Origin of the sequence: Streptomyces sp. NPDC059534 (genome assembly GCF_042743475.1) — a bacterium.
Classification (GTDB): Bacteria; Actinomycetota; Actinomycetes; order Streptomycetales; family Streptomycetaceae; genus Streptomyces.
Genome location: NZ_JBHWAQ010000016.1, coordinates 158,280 through 175,414, shown reverse-complemented (window position 1 = coordinate 175,414; position 17,135 = coordinate 158,280). Strand labels below are relative to the sequence as shown.

At 74.7% G+C, this 17,135-nt stretch carries 10 protein-coding genes and 1 pseudogene; 7 read left to right on the top strand and 4 right to left on the bottom strand.

Features of this window, described 5'->3' with window-relative positions; all coding sequences use genetic code 11:
* Window positions 1–220: 220 nt before the first annotated feature.
* The 3 genes and pseudogenes from ACFVZH_RS20470 to ACFVZH_RS20460 all read left to right on the top strand — a co-directional run.
* A pseudogene (locus ACFVZH_RS20470) lies at window positions 221–1,534 on the top strand (PAS domain-containing protein); the annotation flags it as partial.
* Between the two features lie 588 nt (window positions 1,535–2,122).
* The gene (locus ACFVZH_RS20465) at window positions 2,123–3,316 is read left to right on the top strand and encodes an FAD-dependent monooxygenase (RefSeq protein ID WP_384898832.1); all 1,194 of its coding nucleotides are present in this window, start codon (window positions 2,123–2,125) and stop codon (window positions 3,314–3,316) included.
* Between the two features lie 375 nt (window positions 3,317–3,691).
* The gene (locus ACFVZH_RS20460; protein WP_384898830.1) at window positions 3,692–4,903 is read left to right on the top strand and encodes a glycoside hydrolase family 6 protein; all 1,212 of its coding nucleotides are present in this window, start codon (window positions 3,692–3,694) and stop codon (window positions 4,901–4,903) included.
* Window positions 4,904–4,965: 62 nt separating this feature from the next.
* Here the strand turns inward: ACFVZH_RS20460 and ACFVZH_RS20455 are convergent, their stop codons facing one another.
* Window positions 4,966–8,265 carry a S8 family serine peptidase gene (locus tag ACFVZH_RS20455; protein WP_384898839.1) on the bottom strand — a complete coding sequence of 1,100 codons (3,300 nt, stop codon included), beginning with the start codon at window positions 8,263–8,265 and terminating at the stop codon, window positions 4,966–4,968.
* A 512-nt stretch (window positions 8,266–8,777) separates the two neighbouring features.
* Between ACFVZH_RS20455 and ACFVZH_RS20450 the strand changes: the two genes are divergently transcribed.
* Window positions 8,778–9,347 carry a HutD family protein gene (locus ACFVZH_RS20450; protein WP_384898828.1) on the top strand — a complete coding sequence of 190 codons (570 nt, stop codon included), beginning with the start codon at window positions 8,778–8,780 and terminating at the stop codon, window positions 9,345–9,347.
* Window positions 9,348–9,399: 52 nt separating this feature from the next.
* Here ACFVZH_RS20450 and ACFVZH_RS20445 read toward each other — a convergent pair whose 3' ends face one another.
* Window positions 9,400–12,222, bottom strand: coding sequence for a hypothetical protein (locus ACFVZH_RS20445; protein WP_384898827.1), 2,823 nt, complete (start codon window positions 12,220–12,222; stop codon window positions 9,400–9,402).
* Window positions 12,223–12,476: 254 nt separating this feature from the next.
* Between ACFVZH_RS20445 and ACFVZH_RS20440 the strand changes: the two genes are divergently transcribed.
* The 3 genes from ACFVZH_RS20440 to ACFVZH_RS20430 all read left to right on the top strand — a co-directional run bounded on the left by ACFVZH_RS20440 (window position 12,477) and on the right by ACFVZH_RS20430 (window position 15,195).
* Window positions 12,477–13,355 (top strand): oxygenase MpaB family protein, encoded by an 879-nt coding sequence (locus tag ACFVZH_RS20440; RefSeq protein ID WP_384898825.1) that lies wholly within the window; start codon window positions 12,477–12,479, stop codon window positions 13,353–13,355.
* A 138-nt stretch (window positions 13,356–13,493) separates the two neighbouring features.
* On the top strand, window positions 13,494–14,723 hold the full coding sequence (locus ACFVZH_RS20435; RefSeq protein ID WP_384898823.1) for a serine hydrolase domain-containing protein: 1,230 nt from the start codon (window positions 13,494–13,496) through the stop codon (window positions 14,721–14,723).
* 178 nt (window positions 14,724–14,901) lie between these two features.
* Window positions 14,902–15,195 carry a hypothetical protein gene (locus ACFVZH_RS20430; RefSeq protein ID WP_384898822.1) on the top strand — a complete coding sequence of 98 codons (294 nt, stop codon included), beginning with the start codon at window positions 14,902–14,904 and terminating at the stop codon, window positions 15,193–15,195.
* Window positions 15,196–15,306: 111 nt separating this feature from the next.
* Here the strand turns inward: ACFVZH_RS20430 and ACFVZH_RS20425 are convergent, their stop codons facing one another.
* Together ACFVZH_RS20425 and ACFVZH_RS20420 are read right to left on the bottom strand one after the other, a co-directional pair.
* Window positions 15,307–15,531, bottom strand: a complete 225-nt coding sequence (locus ACFVZH_RS20425; protein ID WP_384898820.1) for a ferredoxin — start codon at window positions 15,529–15,531, stop codon at window positions 15,307–15,309.
* Window positions 15,532–15,544: 13 nt separating this feature from the next.
* Window positions 15,545–16,771 (bottom strand): cytochrome P450, encoded by a 1,227-nt coding sequence (locus ACFVZH_RS20420; RefSeq protein ID WP_384898819.1) that lies wholly within the window; start codon window positions 16,769–16,771, stop codon window positions 15,545–15,547.
* Between the last annotated feature and the right edge of the window lie 364 nt (window positions 16,772–17,135).

The window sequence follows — 17,135 nt, the reverse complement described above, 5'->3', positions numbered from 1 at the left end:
CAGGATCCAGCTCCGGCCCCACCTGATCGACGGCTGCCTCACCGCCACCGGTCTGACCCTCGTACCACCGACCCCACCCTGAAAACCTCAGTAGGTTTCCACCAGTTCACCGCACCACCGCCAGACCTCCCACCCTCATCACCGCGCAGGTTCGGGCGTCCCGACCGCCCGGCACCTCACCGCCCCTGCCGGTTCCAAGGCCCGGAAAGGAAACGTCGCCATGGTCCTGCCCCTCCCCCTGGGCGCCGCTCGCCTCGCAGCCCTGCTCGACGCCCTCCCCGACGGCCTCGTGCTCGTCCATCGCAACGGCACGGTCGTCCACGCCAACACCATCGCCCTCGGCATGTTCGAGACCCCAGGCGCCCCGCTCGTCGGGCGCGGGCTGCCGGACCTGCTGCCGACGTTCGACTCGCGGCTGATCACGGGCTCGACGCGCCGCCCGGATCAAGTGGACGAGCGGGGCCGGACGATGCCGACGCGGATGATCGCCCGGCGTACGGACGGCGGCGAGTTCCCGGTCGAGGTGGCCAGCGCCGGCCTGGAGGGCGGGCGTGGGGAATCCGACTCGTACGGCGGGGACGGCAGGTATGGCGGGTACAGCGGGCACGAGCTGCTGATGCTCGTCGTCCGCGATCTCACGGGCACCCTCGACACCGAGGCCGAACTCGCCCGGTCGCGGCGGCAGACCGAGATGATCCTGCGGACCGCCTCCGAGGGCGTCGTCGGCACGGACACCGACGGCCGGGTCGTCCTCGTGAACCCCGCCTTCGCCGAGATCCTCGGCTACCGCACCGACGAACTCGACGGCGCCGAGCTGCATCCGCTGATCCTCGCCGAGCGCGCGGACGGCACCCCGTTCCCGTACGAGGAGTCCCCGCTCGCGGACACCCTCAGGTCCGGCCGGAAGCACCGTGTGCGCGGCCAGGTCCTGTGGTCCAAGGCCGGTGACCGCGTACCCGTCGACCTCACCACCGCACCCGTACGCGACGGGGACCGGCTGGTGGGCGCCGTCATGACCTTCACCGACCGCAGGCCGTACGAGGAGCTGATCGCGCGGTACGCGGCCGAGCGCCAGGAGCAGGCGGAGCGGTACGCCGCCCTCGCCGCCCGGCACGCCGAACTGACGGCCGTACTCGCCGAGTTCAGGCCGGACGAGTTCGATCCGCTCGCCGCGAGCGGTCCGGGGCCCCGACGGCGCGAAGCGGTGGCGGCCACCGTCGTCCGCCACCCCACCACACTGGGCACCATCGTGACCGCCGGCATCGACAAGGCATCCGCGCTCACCGGCCCGCACCGGACGCAGTTCGCGGTGCACGCCCCGCCCGTCGTCGTCGCGCTCGATCCGGCGCGCGCGTCGACCGCCCTGGCCCATCTGATCGCCGACGCCTCCGGAGTCACCTCCGCGGGCCCGGCCCGCCCGCACGCCCGGGCCGTGCCCCAGGCCGACACCACCGTCGTCATCACGGCGGCGCTGCGCGGCGACCACCTGCGCATCGAGATCTCCGGCCCCCGGGCCGTCAACGACCCCGCCCACGTCCTCGTCGCGCGCGGGATCATCGACGCCCACGGCGGAGAACTCGTCGCACGGGAACACCCCCGGGGATCCGGCCTCACCTACGTCATCCAGATCCCCCACACGCCCACGCCCCCACCCGCACCCGCGGTCCCGCAGCTCGTGCACTCCCGCCCCCCGCAGGCCGTCCGGGTGCCGGTCGCCGGCTCCTGGATCATCGGCGCGGCGGTCGGGGCGCACCGGGACCGGACGGCCGCCCGGCCCCGCCCGTACGCCGTCCCGGCCGAGCCCGCGGCTCGCGTCCGGAGCGGTGGCGACGAGGCCGCCCAGCAGCGCATCGTCCATCTCCTCGCCAGGATCAGGCGCCACTCCGCCTGACCGCCGCCCTCGCCGACGGCGGATCCTGTCGCCCCGACCCGGAAGAGACGCGGCGCAGGGGCCGTCTCGGAGAAATCCGAAGCGGCCCCTGACCGTTGTCCGGAAGGGGGTACGGCCGGCCGGCTGCCACAATGCGACCTCGTGCACGTCGGGTTGCGCGAGGTGCGCGGAACGGGCGGCGACCGCCGTCGCCAAAGGTGGCGGGTACCCGAAGCGAGGGGGGAGAGCTCCGTGGCGAGACGTCGCGTGGTCGTGGTGGGGGCCGGGATCGGGGGTCTCACGGCCGGGGTGGCCCTGCACCGTCGCGGCTGGGACGTCACGGTCTGCGAGCAGGCCGCCGAACCGCCCGTCACCGGTGCGGGTATCGGACTGGCGCCCAACGCGTTGCGCGCGCTGCTGGCCGTCGACGTCGATGTCACGCGGGTCACCGGGAGCGCCGTGCCCGACACGATGGGGGTGCGGCGCGCCGACGGCCGGTGGCTCACCCGGACCGCCACGGCCGACATGGCGGCGCGGTACGGGAGGGCGCCGATCGCCGTCCCGCGTCCGGCGCTCACGGTCGCGCTGGCCGCGGCGCTGCCGACGGGCGCCCTCCGCTACGGGACCGCCGTGAGCGCAGTGGAGGAGTCCGGGGGCCGCCCGGTCGTGCGTACCGCGGCGGGCGGGGAACTGCCCGCCGATCTGGTCGTCGCCGCCGACGGCATCCACAGCCCGCTGCGCCGCGCGTACTTCCCCGCCCACCCGGGGCTGCGCTACCTCGGGGAGACGGCCTGGCGGGCCCTCGTGGAAGCCCCTGACCTGTCGGTACGGGACATGAGCGAGACCTGGGGACGGGGTGAGCGGTTCGGGGTGACCCCGCTCACCGACGGCCGGTTCTACCTGTACGCCACCGCCACTGTTCCGGCCGATACGCGGTCGGAGGACCCCCGTGCCGAACTCCGCCGTCGCTTCGGCGCGTGGCACGACCCGATTCCTGCGCTGCTCGACCGCGTCGACCGCCTGGACGTCGCCGACGTCCTGCGGCACGACCTCCACGAGCTGGCCGCGCCGCTGCCGCGCCTGCACCACGGGCGGATCGCCTGGCTCGGCGACGCGGCCCACGCCATGGCCCCGAACCTCGGCCAAGGCGGCTGCCAGGCCGTCGAGGACGCGGTGATCCTCGCGCACCTCCTGCCCGCGGGGGAGAGCGGTGACGGCCCGGACGGCGTCCCGGAGGCTCTCGCCGCCTACACCGCCGCCCGCCGGGACCGCACCGACGCCGTGCGCGTCCGCGCCCGCCGGGTCGGCCGCCTGGGCACCGTCCGGCATCCGCTCGTCGTCGCCGTCCGAGACCTCGTGCTCCGCGCCACCCCTGCCCGGCTGGCCCTGCGGGGCATGGACGACCTGTTCGACGGCTTCCGTCTGCCGGACCGGCCCGTGAAGTGATGCCCTGCGGGGACCGGAGCGCGTCGCCGTCGACCGGAACATCCCGCCGAGCCGGTGACCACGGACCCCGTCCGGCGGCAGCGAGGAGGGCTTGTCCGGGCAGGAACCCCCGTTCCGGCGCCGGGAGCCCCGTCCGCCGCCGCCCCTGTGTCGGCGACCCCGTCCGTCGCCCCGGTCGCCGGAGTTCCGCCGCCACCCGCCACCCGCCACCCGTCCGGGGCGGTGCGGCCCCTCGCGTCATCGGTGCGCCCGTGCACGGCTCTTGACGGCGCGCCACGGGCTCCGGGAGGCTCATGGGAGCGCTCCCATCCCCGTCCGTCCCGCGTGAAGGACAGGGAGCGTCCCCATCGTGCCGTCGACGGAGGTCCCCCACTCATGCGCCGCAGAACCGCCGCCCACGCGCTCGCGCTGCCCCTGGCTCTCGCAGCCGCCCTGCTGGCAGGGCCTCAACCCGCCGCGGCCGAGGGGCCCGTGGGCTCCGCCGGTGCGCACGGGAGCCGCCTCTACACCCCGAAGGCCAACCCCGACGCGTACCGGCAGGCCGTCGGACTCCTGAAGGACGGCCGGTACGCGGACGCCGCCGGCGTCCTCGCCATGGTCGCCACGCCGCAAGCCGTCTGGCTCGGCGACCAGCCGCCCGCCGAGGTCGAGCGCCAGGCCCGGACGGTCGTCCGGGACGCCGCCCGCAAGGGTGCGGTCCCCGTGCTCGCCCTCTACAACGTGCCGGGTCGCGACTGCTCGAACTACTCAGCCGGGGGAGCGTCGAACACGGCCGAGTACCAGGCATGGGTGGACGCCGTCGCGCGCGGCATCGGCGGCCACGACGCCATGGTCGTCCTCGAACCCGACTCGCTCGCGCTGCTGCCGGCCGACTGCGGCCAGGACGACGCGCAGGGCACCAGGACCACCGCCCGCTACGCCGAGGTCGGCTACGCCGTCGACGCCCTCGGGCGGCTCGCCCGCACCAAGGTCTACCTCGACACCGGCCACCCGGGCTGGCACAGCGTCAGGTCCATCGTGCCGCGGCTGATCCGGGCCGGCGTCGGCGACGCCACAGGTGTCTTCACCAACGCGTCCAACTACCGTACCGAGGACGACAGTCACTGGTACGGCACGCTGATCTCCGCCTGCGTCGGATACGTGGAGGACGGCGGAGCCGCCGCCGACTGCCCCGACCAGTACGGGCCGCGGGCCGACGCCGAGGCGTGGATCGCGGAGCACGTGACGACGCCCGCCTCCCGGCGCAAGCACTTCGTCACCGACACGAGCCGCAACGGCCTCGGCCCGTGGACCGCGCCGGCCGGCAAGTACACCGACGCGCAGGACTGGTGCAACCCGCCCGGGCGCGGTCTCGGCGACCGGCCGACCACCGACACCGGCGACCCGCTGTACGACGCCAAGCTCTGGATCAAGATCCCCGGCGAGTCGGACGGCCTGTGCCTGCGCGGCACCGCCGGTCCCGAGGACCCCGAACGCCGCACGGTCGACCCCGCCGCCGGCGCCTGGTTCCCGGAGCAGGCACTGGAACTCGTACGCCTCGCGCGGCCGCGGCTCTCCGCGACGGCGCTGTTCCCGCCCGCCGGGTGAACGAACGGGCCGGAGGGTGTCCCGGGGACACTCTCCGGCCCGTGGCCGTCACCGGGACGATGTCACCTGCCGTACCAGGCGTTGTGGATCGTCACCCGCGAGGTGTTGCCCTGCTTGTCCGTGACCTCGGCGAAGAGGGACACGCCCTTGTCCTTCGCCGGGCTCTTCACGGTGATCCTGCCGCCGTCGACCCGGACGAGCCGCCAGGTCTTCCCGTCGTCGTAACTCACCGACACCTTGAGCGACATGAGGTTCCGACCGGCCGCCGAACCCTGCACCGTCACCGGGACCGGGACCGACGCGCCCGCCGGGGCCCGCGAGGCGAGGTCGACCGGGGCCGCGAAGCGGACGGTGGACACCGGCAGCGCGGTGGTCGCCGCGACCTGCTGCGAGCGGAACGTGAAGCTGGTCTCGACGCGGGTGGAGGCCGCCGCGAGCGCCGCCGGGCGCTCCGCCGAGGTCGTCAGCCGGTACTCGGCGTCGGAGCCGTCGACCGTGAAGGGCTTCTCGCCGCTCAGCGGGTCGTCGTTCTCGCCGATCTTGACACCCTCGCGGTACAGCGTCGACGTGGCCGAGCCGTACGGGGCGATGCCCGCGTGACCCTTGCCGTCGGCGAACAGCGGGAGGGAGCCGGTGATCCGCTGCTCGCCCGTCACCGGGTCGGGAGCGGTGCGGAAGACACCCTTGTCCGCGCCCAGGAGCGGGCCGAAGACGCCGGTGTTGAAGTTCTCCCGGTACGTCCGGCCGGCCTCGTACCGCTTCGGAGCGGCCATCTCGTAACTGCCCTCGAAGGCCGGGTAGCCCCACTCGTCGAGCGGGCCCGCCTGGGTGAACCGGGTGAGCCACGTGACGCCGTCGGCGGTGGAGACGTGGAAGGTGCGCGTGCCCGGCGCCGCCTGCGGCGCGGAGTACCCGTTGCCCTCCGGCGCGCCCGGCAGGTGGGCGAACGGGGAGACGAAGGCGGTCTTCCCGGCGGCGGAGGCCCCGAGGCCGACCTTCAGCGTGGCCAGCTCGTTCGCCTTCACGTGCTTGGTGTAGCCGGTCGCGACCGTGCTCGTCGCGCCGCCGAAGGCCACCGAGTACTGGGTGGTGGCGTCCTTCAGGAAGTGCCCGTCCCAGGTCTGCAGGAGCGAGCCGTCGGTGACGGCCGGACCCAGATGGGCGGTGCGGAAGCCGGTGAAGCCCCTGAGGACCCAGCCGTTGCCGACGCTGCCGATGTCGGTGGCGCGCTCGTAGTACGTGCCCCCGTAGTCCACCGTGTCGATGCCGGGCACGGTCAGGTCCACCGGCTTGGTGGTCCGCGCGTCCGCGGTGACCGTGGTGTCGCCGGAGACCTCCAGCTTCGGCTGGGCGATCCAGTCGGTGCCCTTGGCGTAGTCCGAAGGGTCCTGGTAGACGGCCGTGTTGAACGTGTACGAGCCCTTGGGCACCCGGAGGGTGTGGACACCCGGCTGGTCGTCGATCCGGGCCTGGAAGCCCGCGGCGGGACCGCCGACACCGGTCAGGGTGCTGGAGAAGTTCCGCGCGTCGGCGCCGTCCCGGCCGACGGCCCTGAGCGTGAGGTCGTACGACTCCGCCTCCCGTACGGCCACCGCGGCCGTACGCACGGACTGGCCCGCCGCGGTGGCGGTGACGTAGCCCGAGTAGGTGCCGTCGGCGGTGCCGATCCTCGTGTCGGCCGTCAGGTCGACCTCGGCCGTGCCGCCGGCGGGCACGGTCACCCGGGTGGCGCCCAGGCCGAAGAAGCCCGCCGGGGCCGGCTTGCCCGCCGGGTCGAGGGTGGCCACCGAGAGGTCGAGCGTGACGTCGGCGGTCCCGAGGTTGCGGTAGGCGACCTTCTTCGTGACCGGCCGGTCGTCGGCGTGGGGCCACCGCGCCGTGCCGAAGGCCAGCGAGACCGGCTCGGCGATCACCGTCTGGGACAGCGCCCGGTCGGCCTGGATGCGGCCCGCGCCCTGCTGGAAGGCGCTGTACTCGCCGCCCTTGGCGGACGCGATGAGCGCGCCCTTGAGCTCGGTCGACTTCCAGTCGGGGTGACGCTGCTTCAGGAGCGCCGCCGCGCCCGCCGCGTGGGGCGTGGCCATGGAGGTGCCGTCGATCTGCAGATAGCCCGGGGCCGGGTGGGGCGTGCCGGGGCGCGTGTCGATCGCGCTGCCGGCCGCGGCCGCCGCGGTGATGGCGACGCCCGGCGCGGTCACGTCCGGCTTGACGGCGCCGTCGCCGAGGCGCGGGCCGATGCTGGAGAAGGACGCCGGCTTGTCGTCCTTGTCGACGGCGCCGACGGTCAGGGCGGCGTCGGCGGTGCCGGGCGAGCCCAGTGTCGAGTCGCCGGCCTCGCCGTCGTTGCCCGCCGCGACGGCGAACAGGATGCCCTTCTCGGCGGACAGCCGGTCGACCGTCGCCTCCACCGGGTCGACGCCGGGGCTGTCGGGGCTGCCGAGGCTGAGGTTGACCACGTCCGCGCCCTCGGCGGCGGCCCATTCCATGCCCGCGATGACGGCGGAGTCGTCCCCGTAGCCCTCGTCGTCGAGGACCTTGCCGCTGATCACCTTGGCGCCGGGGGCGACGCCCTTGAACCGGCCGCCGGACGCGGCGCCGGTGCCGGCGGCGATCGAGGCGACGTGCGTGCCGTGTCCGACGCGGTCCACGGCGTCGGGAGAGGCGGAGAAGTTCTTCTCGCCGACGACCTGGGTCCTCAGGTCGTCGTGGGTCCTGTCGACGCCGGTGTCGAGGACGGCGATCGTGACGCCCTTGCCGTCGTACCCGGACTCCCACGCCTTGTCGGCGCCGATCTGCCGGACGCTGCGGTCCAGGCTCGCCGTGCGTACGCCGTCCAGCCACACCTTGCCGACGCCGGAGGCGGTGGCGCGCGCGCCGCTCTTCTGCGGGTCGGTCAGCGCGTCCCACACCTTCGCCACGTCGTCCTCGGGCGTGCGGATGGCGTCGGCGTTCAGGGCGGGGATGGTGCGCCGGACCCGGGTGTCGCCGGCCGCGCGCAGCTCGGCCCGTGCCGTGCCGGCGGTCCCGGCGTACTGCACGATGAGCTTGAGCCCGTCGCGGTGGCTCTCGCGCAGCGGCCGCGAGGTGAGCGTGTCGAGGTCGAAGAGCCGCTGGTCCAGCCTGCCCGTGGCGATCAGGCGGTGTGCGTCGGCGGGTATCACCAGGGTGTGGCCAGGGGTGCGCTGGATCTGGACGGGTATGTGCTCACGTCCCCGGGCGGCTTCGAAGGCCACCATGCGGCCCTTGGCGTCGACCACCACGCGGTCGCCCGTGACCAGCGGGATCCGCTGGGTGCCGTCGGGGCGCGGGGCGCCGGGTGTGGCCGTCGTGTTCGTGGCGATCGCTGTCGCGGGGCCGGTCATGCCTGCGATCAGGGCCACCGATGTGGCCGCCGCGATGGTGAAGGCGTGTGCTCTCTTCACATGTGCGCGCAAGTCTCCCCCAGGAGCTTGGGATGAGGTCGAATGGTCGATTCCAGTCCGCGGGGCGCAACGTCGCCCGCCGCTGGTCAGCGCAGTATGTGAGGCCGGAAAGGCGTGATCAACGGCGGTCCGGACCGGAGGGGCCTCGGCGCGTGGTTTCCGGCCAACTTGGCGTCCCGGAGTGTGATGGGACGACGACAGCGGTGTGACGGCGCCGCGATGTCGGGGCGATGCTTCCGCGACAGCGGTGCGGGCCGGTGCCTCCGGACGGCGCTCCGGGTCAGTCCCCGCCCGCGTTTCGGGGACCCGCGGTCCCTCGGTCGGAGCGTGCCCCTCCTCTTGGCTGTTTCCGTACCCGGGGGGAACGGCCTCCCGTCCGGGCACGGCCACCGGGATCCGGGCGACGGACGCATAGACTCCGGACCCTTACCGCGACCGCCCCAGGAGCACCCATGAACCCCTTCGATGTCGAGACCCTGACGGCGGGACGGTGGCGCAACGGCGGGGGCTCCACCAGGGAGGTCGTCTCCTGGCCGGCGGGCACGGAGGAGTTCGCGTGGCGTGCGAGCATCGCCGACATCGACCGGGACGGACCGTTCTCGGCGTTCCCCGGGGTCGACCGGACGCTCACCCTCCTGGCGGGCGACGGCGTGCGGCTGACCTCCGCCGGGGCGTTCGACCGGCTGCTGACCCGGGTCGGCGAGCCCACCGCCTTCTCCGGTGACCTCGCGCTGACCGCCGAACTGCCGGGCGGCTCCTGCCGGGTGCTCAACATCATGACGCGGCGCGGCCGTTGGACGGCGGCGGTGCACCGGGTCGCCGGTCCGGTCGTGCCGCCCGCCGGGCACGCCGGGGTGTTCCACGTGCTGCGCGGCCGGTGGCGGGCGGGGAACGACGGGCATCTCATGGTCCCCGGCCAGGGCGTGTGGTGGGACGAGGACGACTCGGCGCCGGGCCGGGAGGTCGCCCCGCTCTCGCCGGACGCCGCCGCCCTGTGGGCGGACATGACGCCGGTGAACTGAGCCGGGGCCGCTCCGGATCGCTCCCGAACGGCCCCGGCACGTCAGATCGCGGTCACGGCGCCTCCCGCACCGTTCCCGTGAACTCCGGACCGGGAACGGGCTCCCAGGAGCCGTCGTACGTGGTCGGCCGGGCGCGCAGGAACTCCGCCGGCTCGACGACGCCGTCCCGGACGGTGGGGACGGTCAGTTCCGTGCCCGTCCGCCCGGCGGGGACGGTGATGCCCAGGGTCAGGCCGCGCCGGCTCGCCTCGGACAGCGGGACGGCCGGGTCCGGCACCTCGCCGAGGCGTTCCTCCAGCCAGGCGCGGTCGACGTCCGCCGTGGAGAGCTCCGGGCCGTCGGCCGGCGGCAGGAAGGAGACGTCGCCCGCGATGTCGGCGTCGGCGATGCCGGAGAGCGTCACACGCCAGGTCAGGGCGGCCCCCTCGGACACGTCGTCCGCGACGGGCGTGAGGCGCACGGTGGGCATCACGTCGTCGTTCAGGGCGGTGACGCCGCCGCGGTGGGAGCCGACCACGGTGCCTCGCACCGCCTTGACGAACGCGTCGCGGGTGACGTCGTAGCCGTAGCGGGTGTTGCCCCTGACCTCGACCGGTACGTCGATGTCGTGGTGTCCCGGTCGTACGGTCACCGTGCGGGTCGTGACCTCGCCCGTGTCCGGACTCGGGAGGAACAGCCGGACCTGGCCGCCGCCCCGTCCGGAGACGGTGACAGGCACCCGGTAGGTCCGGACCCCGGAGTCGCCCTCCTGCACCGTCAGCCGGCCGACGTCGACGCGCGTCAGTGGCACGGGACGCACCGCCGGTGTGCCGGGGCGCCAGCCCCAGGCGTCCATCAGCCAGGCACGGCCGGCGCCGCCGCGCGGGGTCAGTTCCAGGGCCTTGATCCGCCGGAGGTCCAGACCGGACCGGGCCGCGGCGGACAGCGGCACCCGGACCTCGCGCGCCCAGAAGGACGCGGTCCGCTCACTGCCGGGCAGCCCGTCGATCCGGGTACGGCCCAGGGACGCGCGACGGCCCGAGGCGTCGGTCACGGCGATGTCCAGCAGGGTGCCCGTGCTGCGGGGCGGGACGATCAGCCGCAGGGCCAGAGCGTCGGCGCCGGCCAGGGAGACCGGCCGCGCGGGGCGCACCGTGACCCGGGATCCCGGGCCCGCCCACGCCAGCGCGACGGCGTCGCGGCCCGGCTCGGGGGATGCCTCCCAGTACGCGAAGTGCGGGGACATGCCGCCCTCTTCGGGGGACAGACAGGAACGGGCCGCGTCCGGGTCGACCTGGGCGCAGAGCCTGCCGCCCCCGTACACGGTGACCGTGGAGTCCGGCAGCACGACCGGCGTGCGGTGAGCCCCGACGGCGTGGGCCAGGACCCGGGCCGGGCCGGCCGAGGGCGCGCGGCGGCCGGTGCCGTCGAGGAGCGGACGGACGCGGTCGTCACCGCCGACGAACAGCCGGGCGGCCGCGGCGACATAGGTGGCGCCGGCGGCCTGCTGCTGCACGGCGGTCAGCCGGGTCGGGGTGCCGGGGGAGCAGACCGGGTCGGCCCCGTCCTCGGACGAGAAGTCGTCCACGGCGGGTGCCTGCGCCTGCCCCGGGGTCCACTCGCTGTTGAAGAAGTTGTGGTTGGCGCCGACCATGTAGACCGCGCTGTGCAGGGCGGCGCCCCGGCTGACGCCCCGGGTGCCGTCCACGTAGGTCTGGCCCTGGAGGTCGTACACGTCGCCGTCGCACCCCGGCAGGATGGTCATCGACGGTACGTCGGGAGCCGGGTTGCCGCCGAAGATCGTGGGCCCGATCGGGACGGTGCCGCGGATGTTCCAGCGGACCCGGCCGCGGTGGCCGTCCTGGTCGGCGGGCGGCGGGGAGAGGCTGTCGAGCGCGGCGCGGTTGACGCCCTCGCCACCCCGGGAGTGACCGACGAGCAGCACGCGCGAGAGGTCCGCGGGCGCGGTGGCGCGGACGGCTGCCGGGGCGGTGGCCCGCTGCGCGGACCAGGCCGCCCAGCGGGCCAGGTGCAGCCGCACCAGGGAGGAGCGGGCCTGGGCGCCGCCGTCCTCGGCGAGGTGGTCCTGGCCGTTGACGCCGTTGGCGGACACCGACAGCGTCACGTACCCCTGGGAGGCGAGGAGCCGCTGGGTCCGCAGGTACCCCTCGTGGCTCGGTATCGGCCGCATCCCCTCCGGGCAGGGCCAGGCGAGACGTATCTCCTCGGTTCCGGGGGCGTAGCAGGTGTCGTGGCGGCCGTGCAGGAAGAGGGCCACGGGCCGCTTGCCCGGTGCGCCGGCCGGCCCCACCACCACGGCGCGCATCTCGACGGGTTCGGGGAACCCCGGCAGCCGGACGGGCGCGAGGTCGTAGGTGCCGGTGACCGTGGCGTAGCGTCCCGGCACTCCGGGGTCGACACCGTTCACGGGAAGCGGGGCCTCCGGCGCGGCGGACGGGGCGCCGGGGCGCAGACCCGTCGCGCGCGCGGGAGCGGCCGCGTCCAGCCGGCGGCCGGCGGCCGTCACCCGCAGCCGCGCCCCGTCGGTGATCCGGACGGCGCCGAGGGGCAACCGGAAGGTGCGGCCGTCCGGCGCGGCCACCGGGCGGCCGAGCAGCCGGTCGCCGGCGTGGAACTCGACCCTGGCGTCGCCCGTGGGCACGGGCTCGGGCGACGTCCACACCAGCTGCCGGCCCGCCCCGGTCCCGGTGATCCGCCAGCCGTCGGGGAGTCCGGAGTCTCCCGGACGGTCTCCGGCGGACGTCGTCGACGGTTCCGCCGGAGCCGGAGCCGGAGCCGGAGCCGGAGCCGGAGCCGCGTACGCCGGCCCGGGTGACACCGCGGCCAGCGCGAGTAACGCCGCGGCGGTGGCCACGGCGCGTGTGACACGTATCAAAGCGGTCTTCCTCACGATCGGTCTCGTCGGGGCACCGGGCAGCGGTGTCGCCCCGCCCCCGAGGACCCGGTCTCCGCCGGCCCCCTGGTGTCCGGTTGCCCCTCTCGCCTCCGGAGGACGGCAACGGAGCGGTGCCGGTTGCCTCTTGACGGGACGCGGTCCCCCCGGCGGGGCAGCGGTTCCCCGGGCGCGGAAGCCGTGCCCCGCGGGCGCCGTCCTCCCCTCCGCGGTCCGCACGGGGGCATACTGGAGAGGTGCTCCGGTCACCGCCGTGCGTCGGCGCCCTGCGGGAGCGAGCCGGTGACGCCCTGCTCCACCGGGTCGCGGGCCCCGAGGCGCACCGGAAGCGCGACCGCATCCACCGCACACCCGGTCCCCGCTGGTTCGGCCCCGACCGTCCCGTACGGGTCGTGCACGCGGACGCGTCGATGTACATCGGCGGTCTCGCCGCCCTCCTGCTCCAGTCGCTGCACCCGACCGCCATGGCGGCGGTCGCGGCCCACTCCGGCTTCCAGGGCGACCCCTGGGGGCGCCTCCAGCGCACCAGCACGTTCCTCGCCGTCACGACCTTCGGGACCGGCCGGGACGCGGAGGAGGCGGTGGCACGCGTCCGGGCGGTGCACGCGCGGGTCCGGGGCACGACGCCCGAGGGCGTGCCGTACCGCGCCTCCGACCCCCACCTCCTCGGCTGGGTGCACGTCGCCGAGACGGCGTGCTTCCTCCGGGCCCACCAGCGCTACGGCCGCACGCCGCTCGGCCCGGCCGGGGCCGACGGCTACGTGGCCGACATGGCCCGCGTGGCCCGGCGCCTCGGTGCCGAACGCCCGCCCGCCACCCGGGCCCAACTGACCGCCCGCCTGGCCGAGTACCGGCCCGAACTGCGCGCCACCCCCGCGTCCCGCGAGGCCGCGCGCTTCCTGCTCTCGGAACCGCCCCTGCCGCCGCTCGCCCGCCTCCCCTACGGATTCCTGGCCGCCGCCGCGGTCGAACTCCTCCCCGCCTGGGCCAGGACGGCCCTCGGCCCGCCCGCCCTCACCCGGCTCACGCTGCCCCTGGCCCGCCCGGGAGGCCGCGCCGTCACCGCCGCCCTGCGCTGGGCGATCCCGCCGCCCCCACCACCCGCGGACGCGTGACGGCACGAGGACGCGAGGGGTTCGTCCTCGTCGCGACGGCGCCGTCTCCGCCCCGCCGACGGGCCTGACGGGTGATGTTCGCGCGGGTCGAGGGCGCGGGGAGCACCGGCGGGCGAGGCACCTGCCGATACTCCGGCCATGAGCCCAGCCCGTACCCCGTCCCGCACGCGCCTCGCCGCGCTCACCGCACTCCTCGCCCTCGGCGTCGTCGGCGCCGCCGTTCCGGCCGCCGGGACGACGGCGGGCGAGAGCGGCCACCGACCCTGCGTCGCCTCGAAGGTGCCCGCCCACGGCCCGGCCCGGGACATTCGGCGGATCGCCGAGCGGGCCGCGGCGGAGATGGACCTGAAGTCCGTCATCGTGCGGGTCACCGTCGACGGCCGCGAGGTCGTCACCACCGCGCTCGGCGAGTCCATGACCGGGGTGCCGGCCACGCCCGCCATGCACTTCCGGAACGGCAACATCGCGATCAGCTACCTGGGCACCGCGCTGCTGCGCCTGGTCGACCAGGGCAGGGTCGGACTCGACGACCCCGTCGGCCGCTGGCTGCCCGGCCTCGCGGACGGTGACCGGATCACCCTGCGCATGCTGGCCGCCTCCACCACCGGTCTCGTCGACTACGTCCGCCTCCCCGAGTTCCAGCAGGCCGTCGTCGCCGACCCGTTCCGTCAGTGGAGGGCCGAGGAGCTGGTGGCCCTGTCCACCGGAAAGGACCGCTGGTACGCGCCCGGCACCAACTGGAGTTATTCGCACGCCAACTTCGTCCTCCTCGGCGCGGCCCTGGAGAAGATCACCGGGACCCGTCTCGACGTCCTGCTGAGGGAGCAGGTCCTCGGGCCGCTCGGGCTGCGCGAGACCCGCAACAGCTTCACCCCCGACATCCCCGAACCCGCCCTGCACGCCTTCACCGCCGACCGGGGGACGTACGAGGAGTCCACCTTCTGGAACCCCTCGTGGACCACCGCCCCCGGCGCCGTGCAGACCACCGACATCTGCGATCTGGCCCGCTCGGCCGCCGCCATCGGCTCGGGCAGGCTGCTCTCCCGGGCCGTCTACCGGGAGCTGCTGAACCCGGGGACGGTCGGCCTGGGCCACCCCACCGAGAAGTGCCCGGCCACGGTCTGCCTGGCGAACACCGAGGCCACCCACTACGGCATGGGACTGCTCGTCCTGGGTGACTGGATCGCCCAGCACCCGCTGTTCTTCGGCTACTCCGCCTCGCAGGCGTACCTTCCGTCCGAGCGCCTGTCCATCGCGGTCTCGACCACGAACGGGCCCGCCGCGGCGGGGGGACACAGCGCCCACCTGATCGCCCAGCGCATCGCCGCCGCCCTCGCGCCGGACCGTCCCATCCCCGACTTCGGCTGACCCGCCCCCACGCGACCGGCTCGCCCCCACTGGCACCGGGCTCGCCCCCGCGCCAACGGCTCGCTCCCGCCACGCCGCCCCGGCCGCCGACGCGGCCGGGGCTTCCCGGGGACCCCCGTTCGGAGGGTGCGCGCGGGGCGGGGCCGTGTCCGTCGGCGCGTCGGTCCGTTGTGTGGGTGTGATCTCAACCCGACGCATTTCCTCCGTCCTGGCCGTCGCCGCCGCCTTCTCCTGCCTCGGCGGGGCCGCGACCCAAGCCGTCGCCGCCACCGGCCCGCTCGGCCCGCCGATCAGCCCGGTCACCGAGCTCGACGCCCTCACGACGACCGGTATCCCCGAGGAGTCCCGTGACCGGTTCCCCGGCATCGCCGAGCAGCTGGGCGGGCTCAACCGGGTCAACGACCTGAACCAGATCCACCAGCTCACCGACCTGGCCGCACCGGCCACCGGGCTGCTCCCCGAGATCTCCTGACCCACCGTCCTCGCGGACGACGCCCCCCGAACCGGCACCGTGCTCCCTGCACGGTGCCGGTTCGCGTCCTGTACGGGGCCGGCCAGGGCACCCTCCGGGGTGTCCTGCCGGTCAGGCCGGGCCGACCCCGGACACCCCCTGGTCGCCGCTCTCGTGCACCGTGATCGCGCGTACGGGGCAGGCGTGGGCGGCCACCCGGACCAGCGCCCCGCCGCCTTCCTCCCGGCCCGGCAGTACCGTGCCGAAACCGTCCTCGTCCTGGGTGAAGACGTCCGGGGAGGTCAGGGCGCACTGTCCGGCGCCGATGCAGACGTCGCCGTCGATCGAGACACGCATCGCGGGGCTCCTCTCACCAGGTGACGGGGAGTTCGAGCATCCCCTGGATCGTGTCTCCCGGCTTGAACGGGATCTCGTCGGCGGGCACGGCCAGTCGCAGGCCCGGAAGGCGGCGCAGCAGGGTCCCGAGGGCGATCTCCAGTTCGGCGCGGGCGAGGTTCTGCCCGAGGCACTGGTGGACGCCGAAACCGAACGCGACGTGGTGGCGGGCGGGGCGGACCCAGTCGAGGGTGTCCGGATCGGGGTAGGCGGCGGTGTCCCGGTTGATGACGGAGGTCGAGAACACCACTCCTTCGCCCGCCCGGACGACGGTCCCGTCGACGTCGACGTCCTCGCGCGCGACCCGGAGGAGCCCGTCGGCGATCGACAGGAACCGGAGCAGCTCCTCGACTGCGGCCGGTACGAGCCCGGGATCCGCCCGGAGTTCGGCGAGCCGCTCGGGGTGCCGCAGCAGTGTGTACGTGCCGAGGGAGATCATGTTGGCGGTGGTCTCGTGCCCCGCGACCAGCAGGATCGTGGCGAGTTCGACCAGCTCCTGCCGTGCCGGGCCGCCGTTCCCCGCGCCCCGGGCCACCAGGTCGTCGAGGACGCCGTCGCCCGGATTCCGGCGCTTGCGGTCGATCAGGTCGCCGAGATAGCCCTCCAGCCGGGCGAGCGCGTCCTCGGTGTCCGCGCCCGTGGGGCCGCGCAGCAGCCGGCGCGACTGTTCCTCGAAGAAGTCGTGGTCCTCGTACGGCACGCCGAGCAGGTCGCAGATGACGATGGAGGGCACCGGCAGGGCGAACGAGGCGACGAGTTCGGCCGGTGGCCCCTGGGCCTCGACCGCGTCGAGGAGCCGGTCCACGGTCTCCTGGATGCGGGGCCGCATGCCCTCGGCGCGCTTGAGGGTGAAGCTCGGGATCAGCATCCGGCGCTGGGTGTGGTGCTCGGGGTCGTCCCAGCCGAGCAGGGCCGCTCGCCGGCGGCGGCGCAGGGTCGCGGCCCGCTCGGTGGGCAGCGGGAAGTCGTCGCGGGTGGAGTCGGTGGACAGCCGGGGGTCGGCCAGGAGGCTCCGGGCGGCGGTGTGTCCGGTGACGAGCCACACCGCCCGGCCGTCCCAGAGGGTGACCCGCGACAGCGGTCGCTCCTCGTGGACGCGGGGGTAGGCGGCGGGCGGGTGGTAGGGGCAGGTCCGGTCCTGGGGGAACGTCACGGCTTTCGGCATGGGGGCCTCGCAAGCGCGTATCGGTGTCACTGACATGGATTGCCGTCTCCACTACATGCCTCAGGCACCTATCGGGTCTACGCGGAGTTCGGCCAAACCACCGGAACGGCCTCATCCACGCGAAACCCACGCGAACGGATCTTCGGGACCCGCCTGCGTGTCGCCCAGCGGACACGGCTCCTCGCCCGGCTGTCATGGGTCGCTCGGCCAGGTGGCTCGAATGTCGCTGGTCGCACGGATAAACCACGTACGAAACAAGATCACTGCATCGAGGTAATGGCTCCGGACTCTGGGGGTGAGCCCGGCTTACCGGCCGTTACTGTTCCCCGGGATCTGGACGAATTCCCAGAGATTGACCCCCTTTCATTCCTCTTTCCCCGGTTGGCGTGCATACGCCGGC

Excerpts from the sequence above, each read along its gene's own strand:
- ACFVZH_RS20435 (WP_384898823.1), top strand. The coding sequence starts at position 13,494 with ATGAGCCCAGCCCGTACCCCGTCCCGCACGCGCCTCGCCGCGCTCACC.
- ACFVZH_RS20460 (WP_384898830.1), top strand. The coding sequence starts at position 3,692 with ATGCGCCGCAGAACCGCCGCCCACGCGCTCGCGCTGCCCCTGGCTCTC.
- ACFVZH_RS20420 (WP_384898819.1), bottom strand. The coding sequence starts at position 16,771 with ATGTCAGTGACACCGATACGCGCTTGCGAGGCCCCCATGCCGAAAGCC.
- ACFVZH_RS20425 (WP_384898820.1), bottom strand. The coding sequence starts at position 15,531 with ATGCGTGTCTCGATCGACGGCGACGTCTGCATCGGCGCCGGACAGTGC.
- ACFVZH_RS20450 (WP_384898828.1), top strand. The coding sequence starts at position 8,778 with ATGAACCCCTTCGATGTCGAGACCCTGACGGCGGGACGGTGGCGCAAC.
- ACFVZH_RS20455 (WP_384898839.1), bottom strand. The coding sequence starts at position 8,265 with ATGACCGGCCCCGCGACAGCGATCGCCACGAACACGACGGCCACACCC.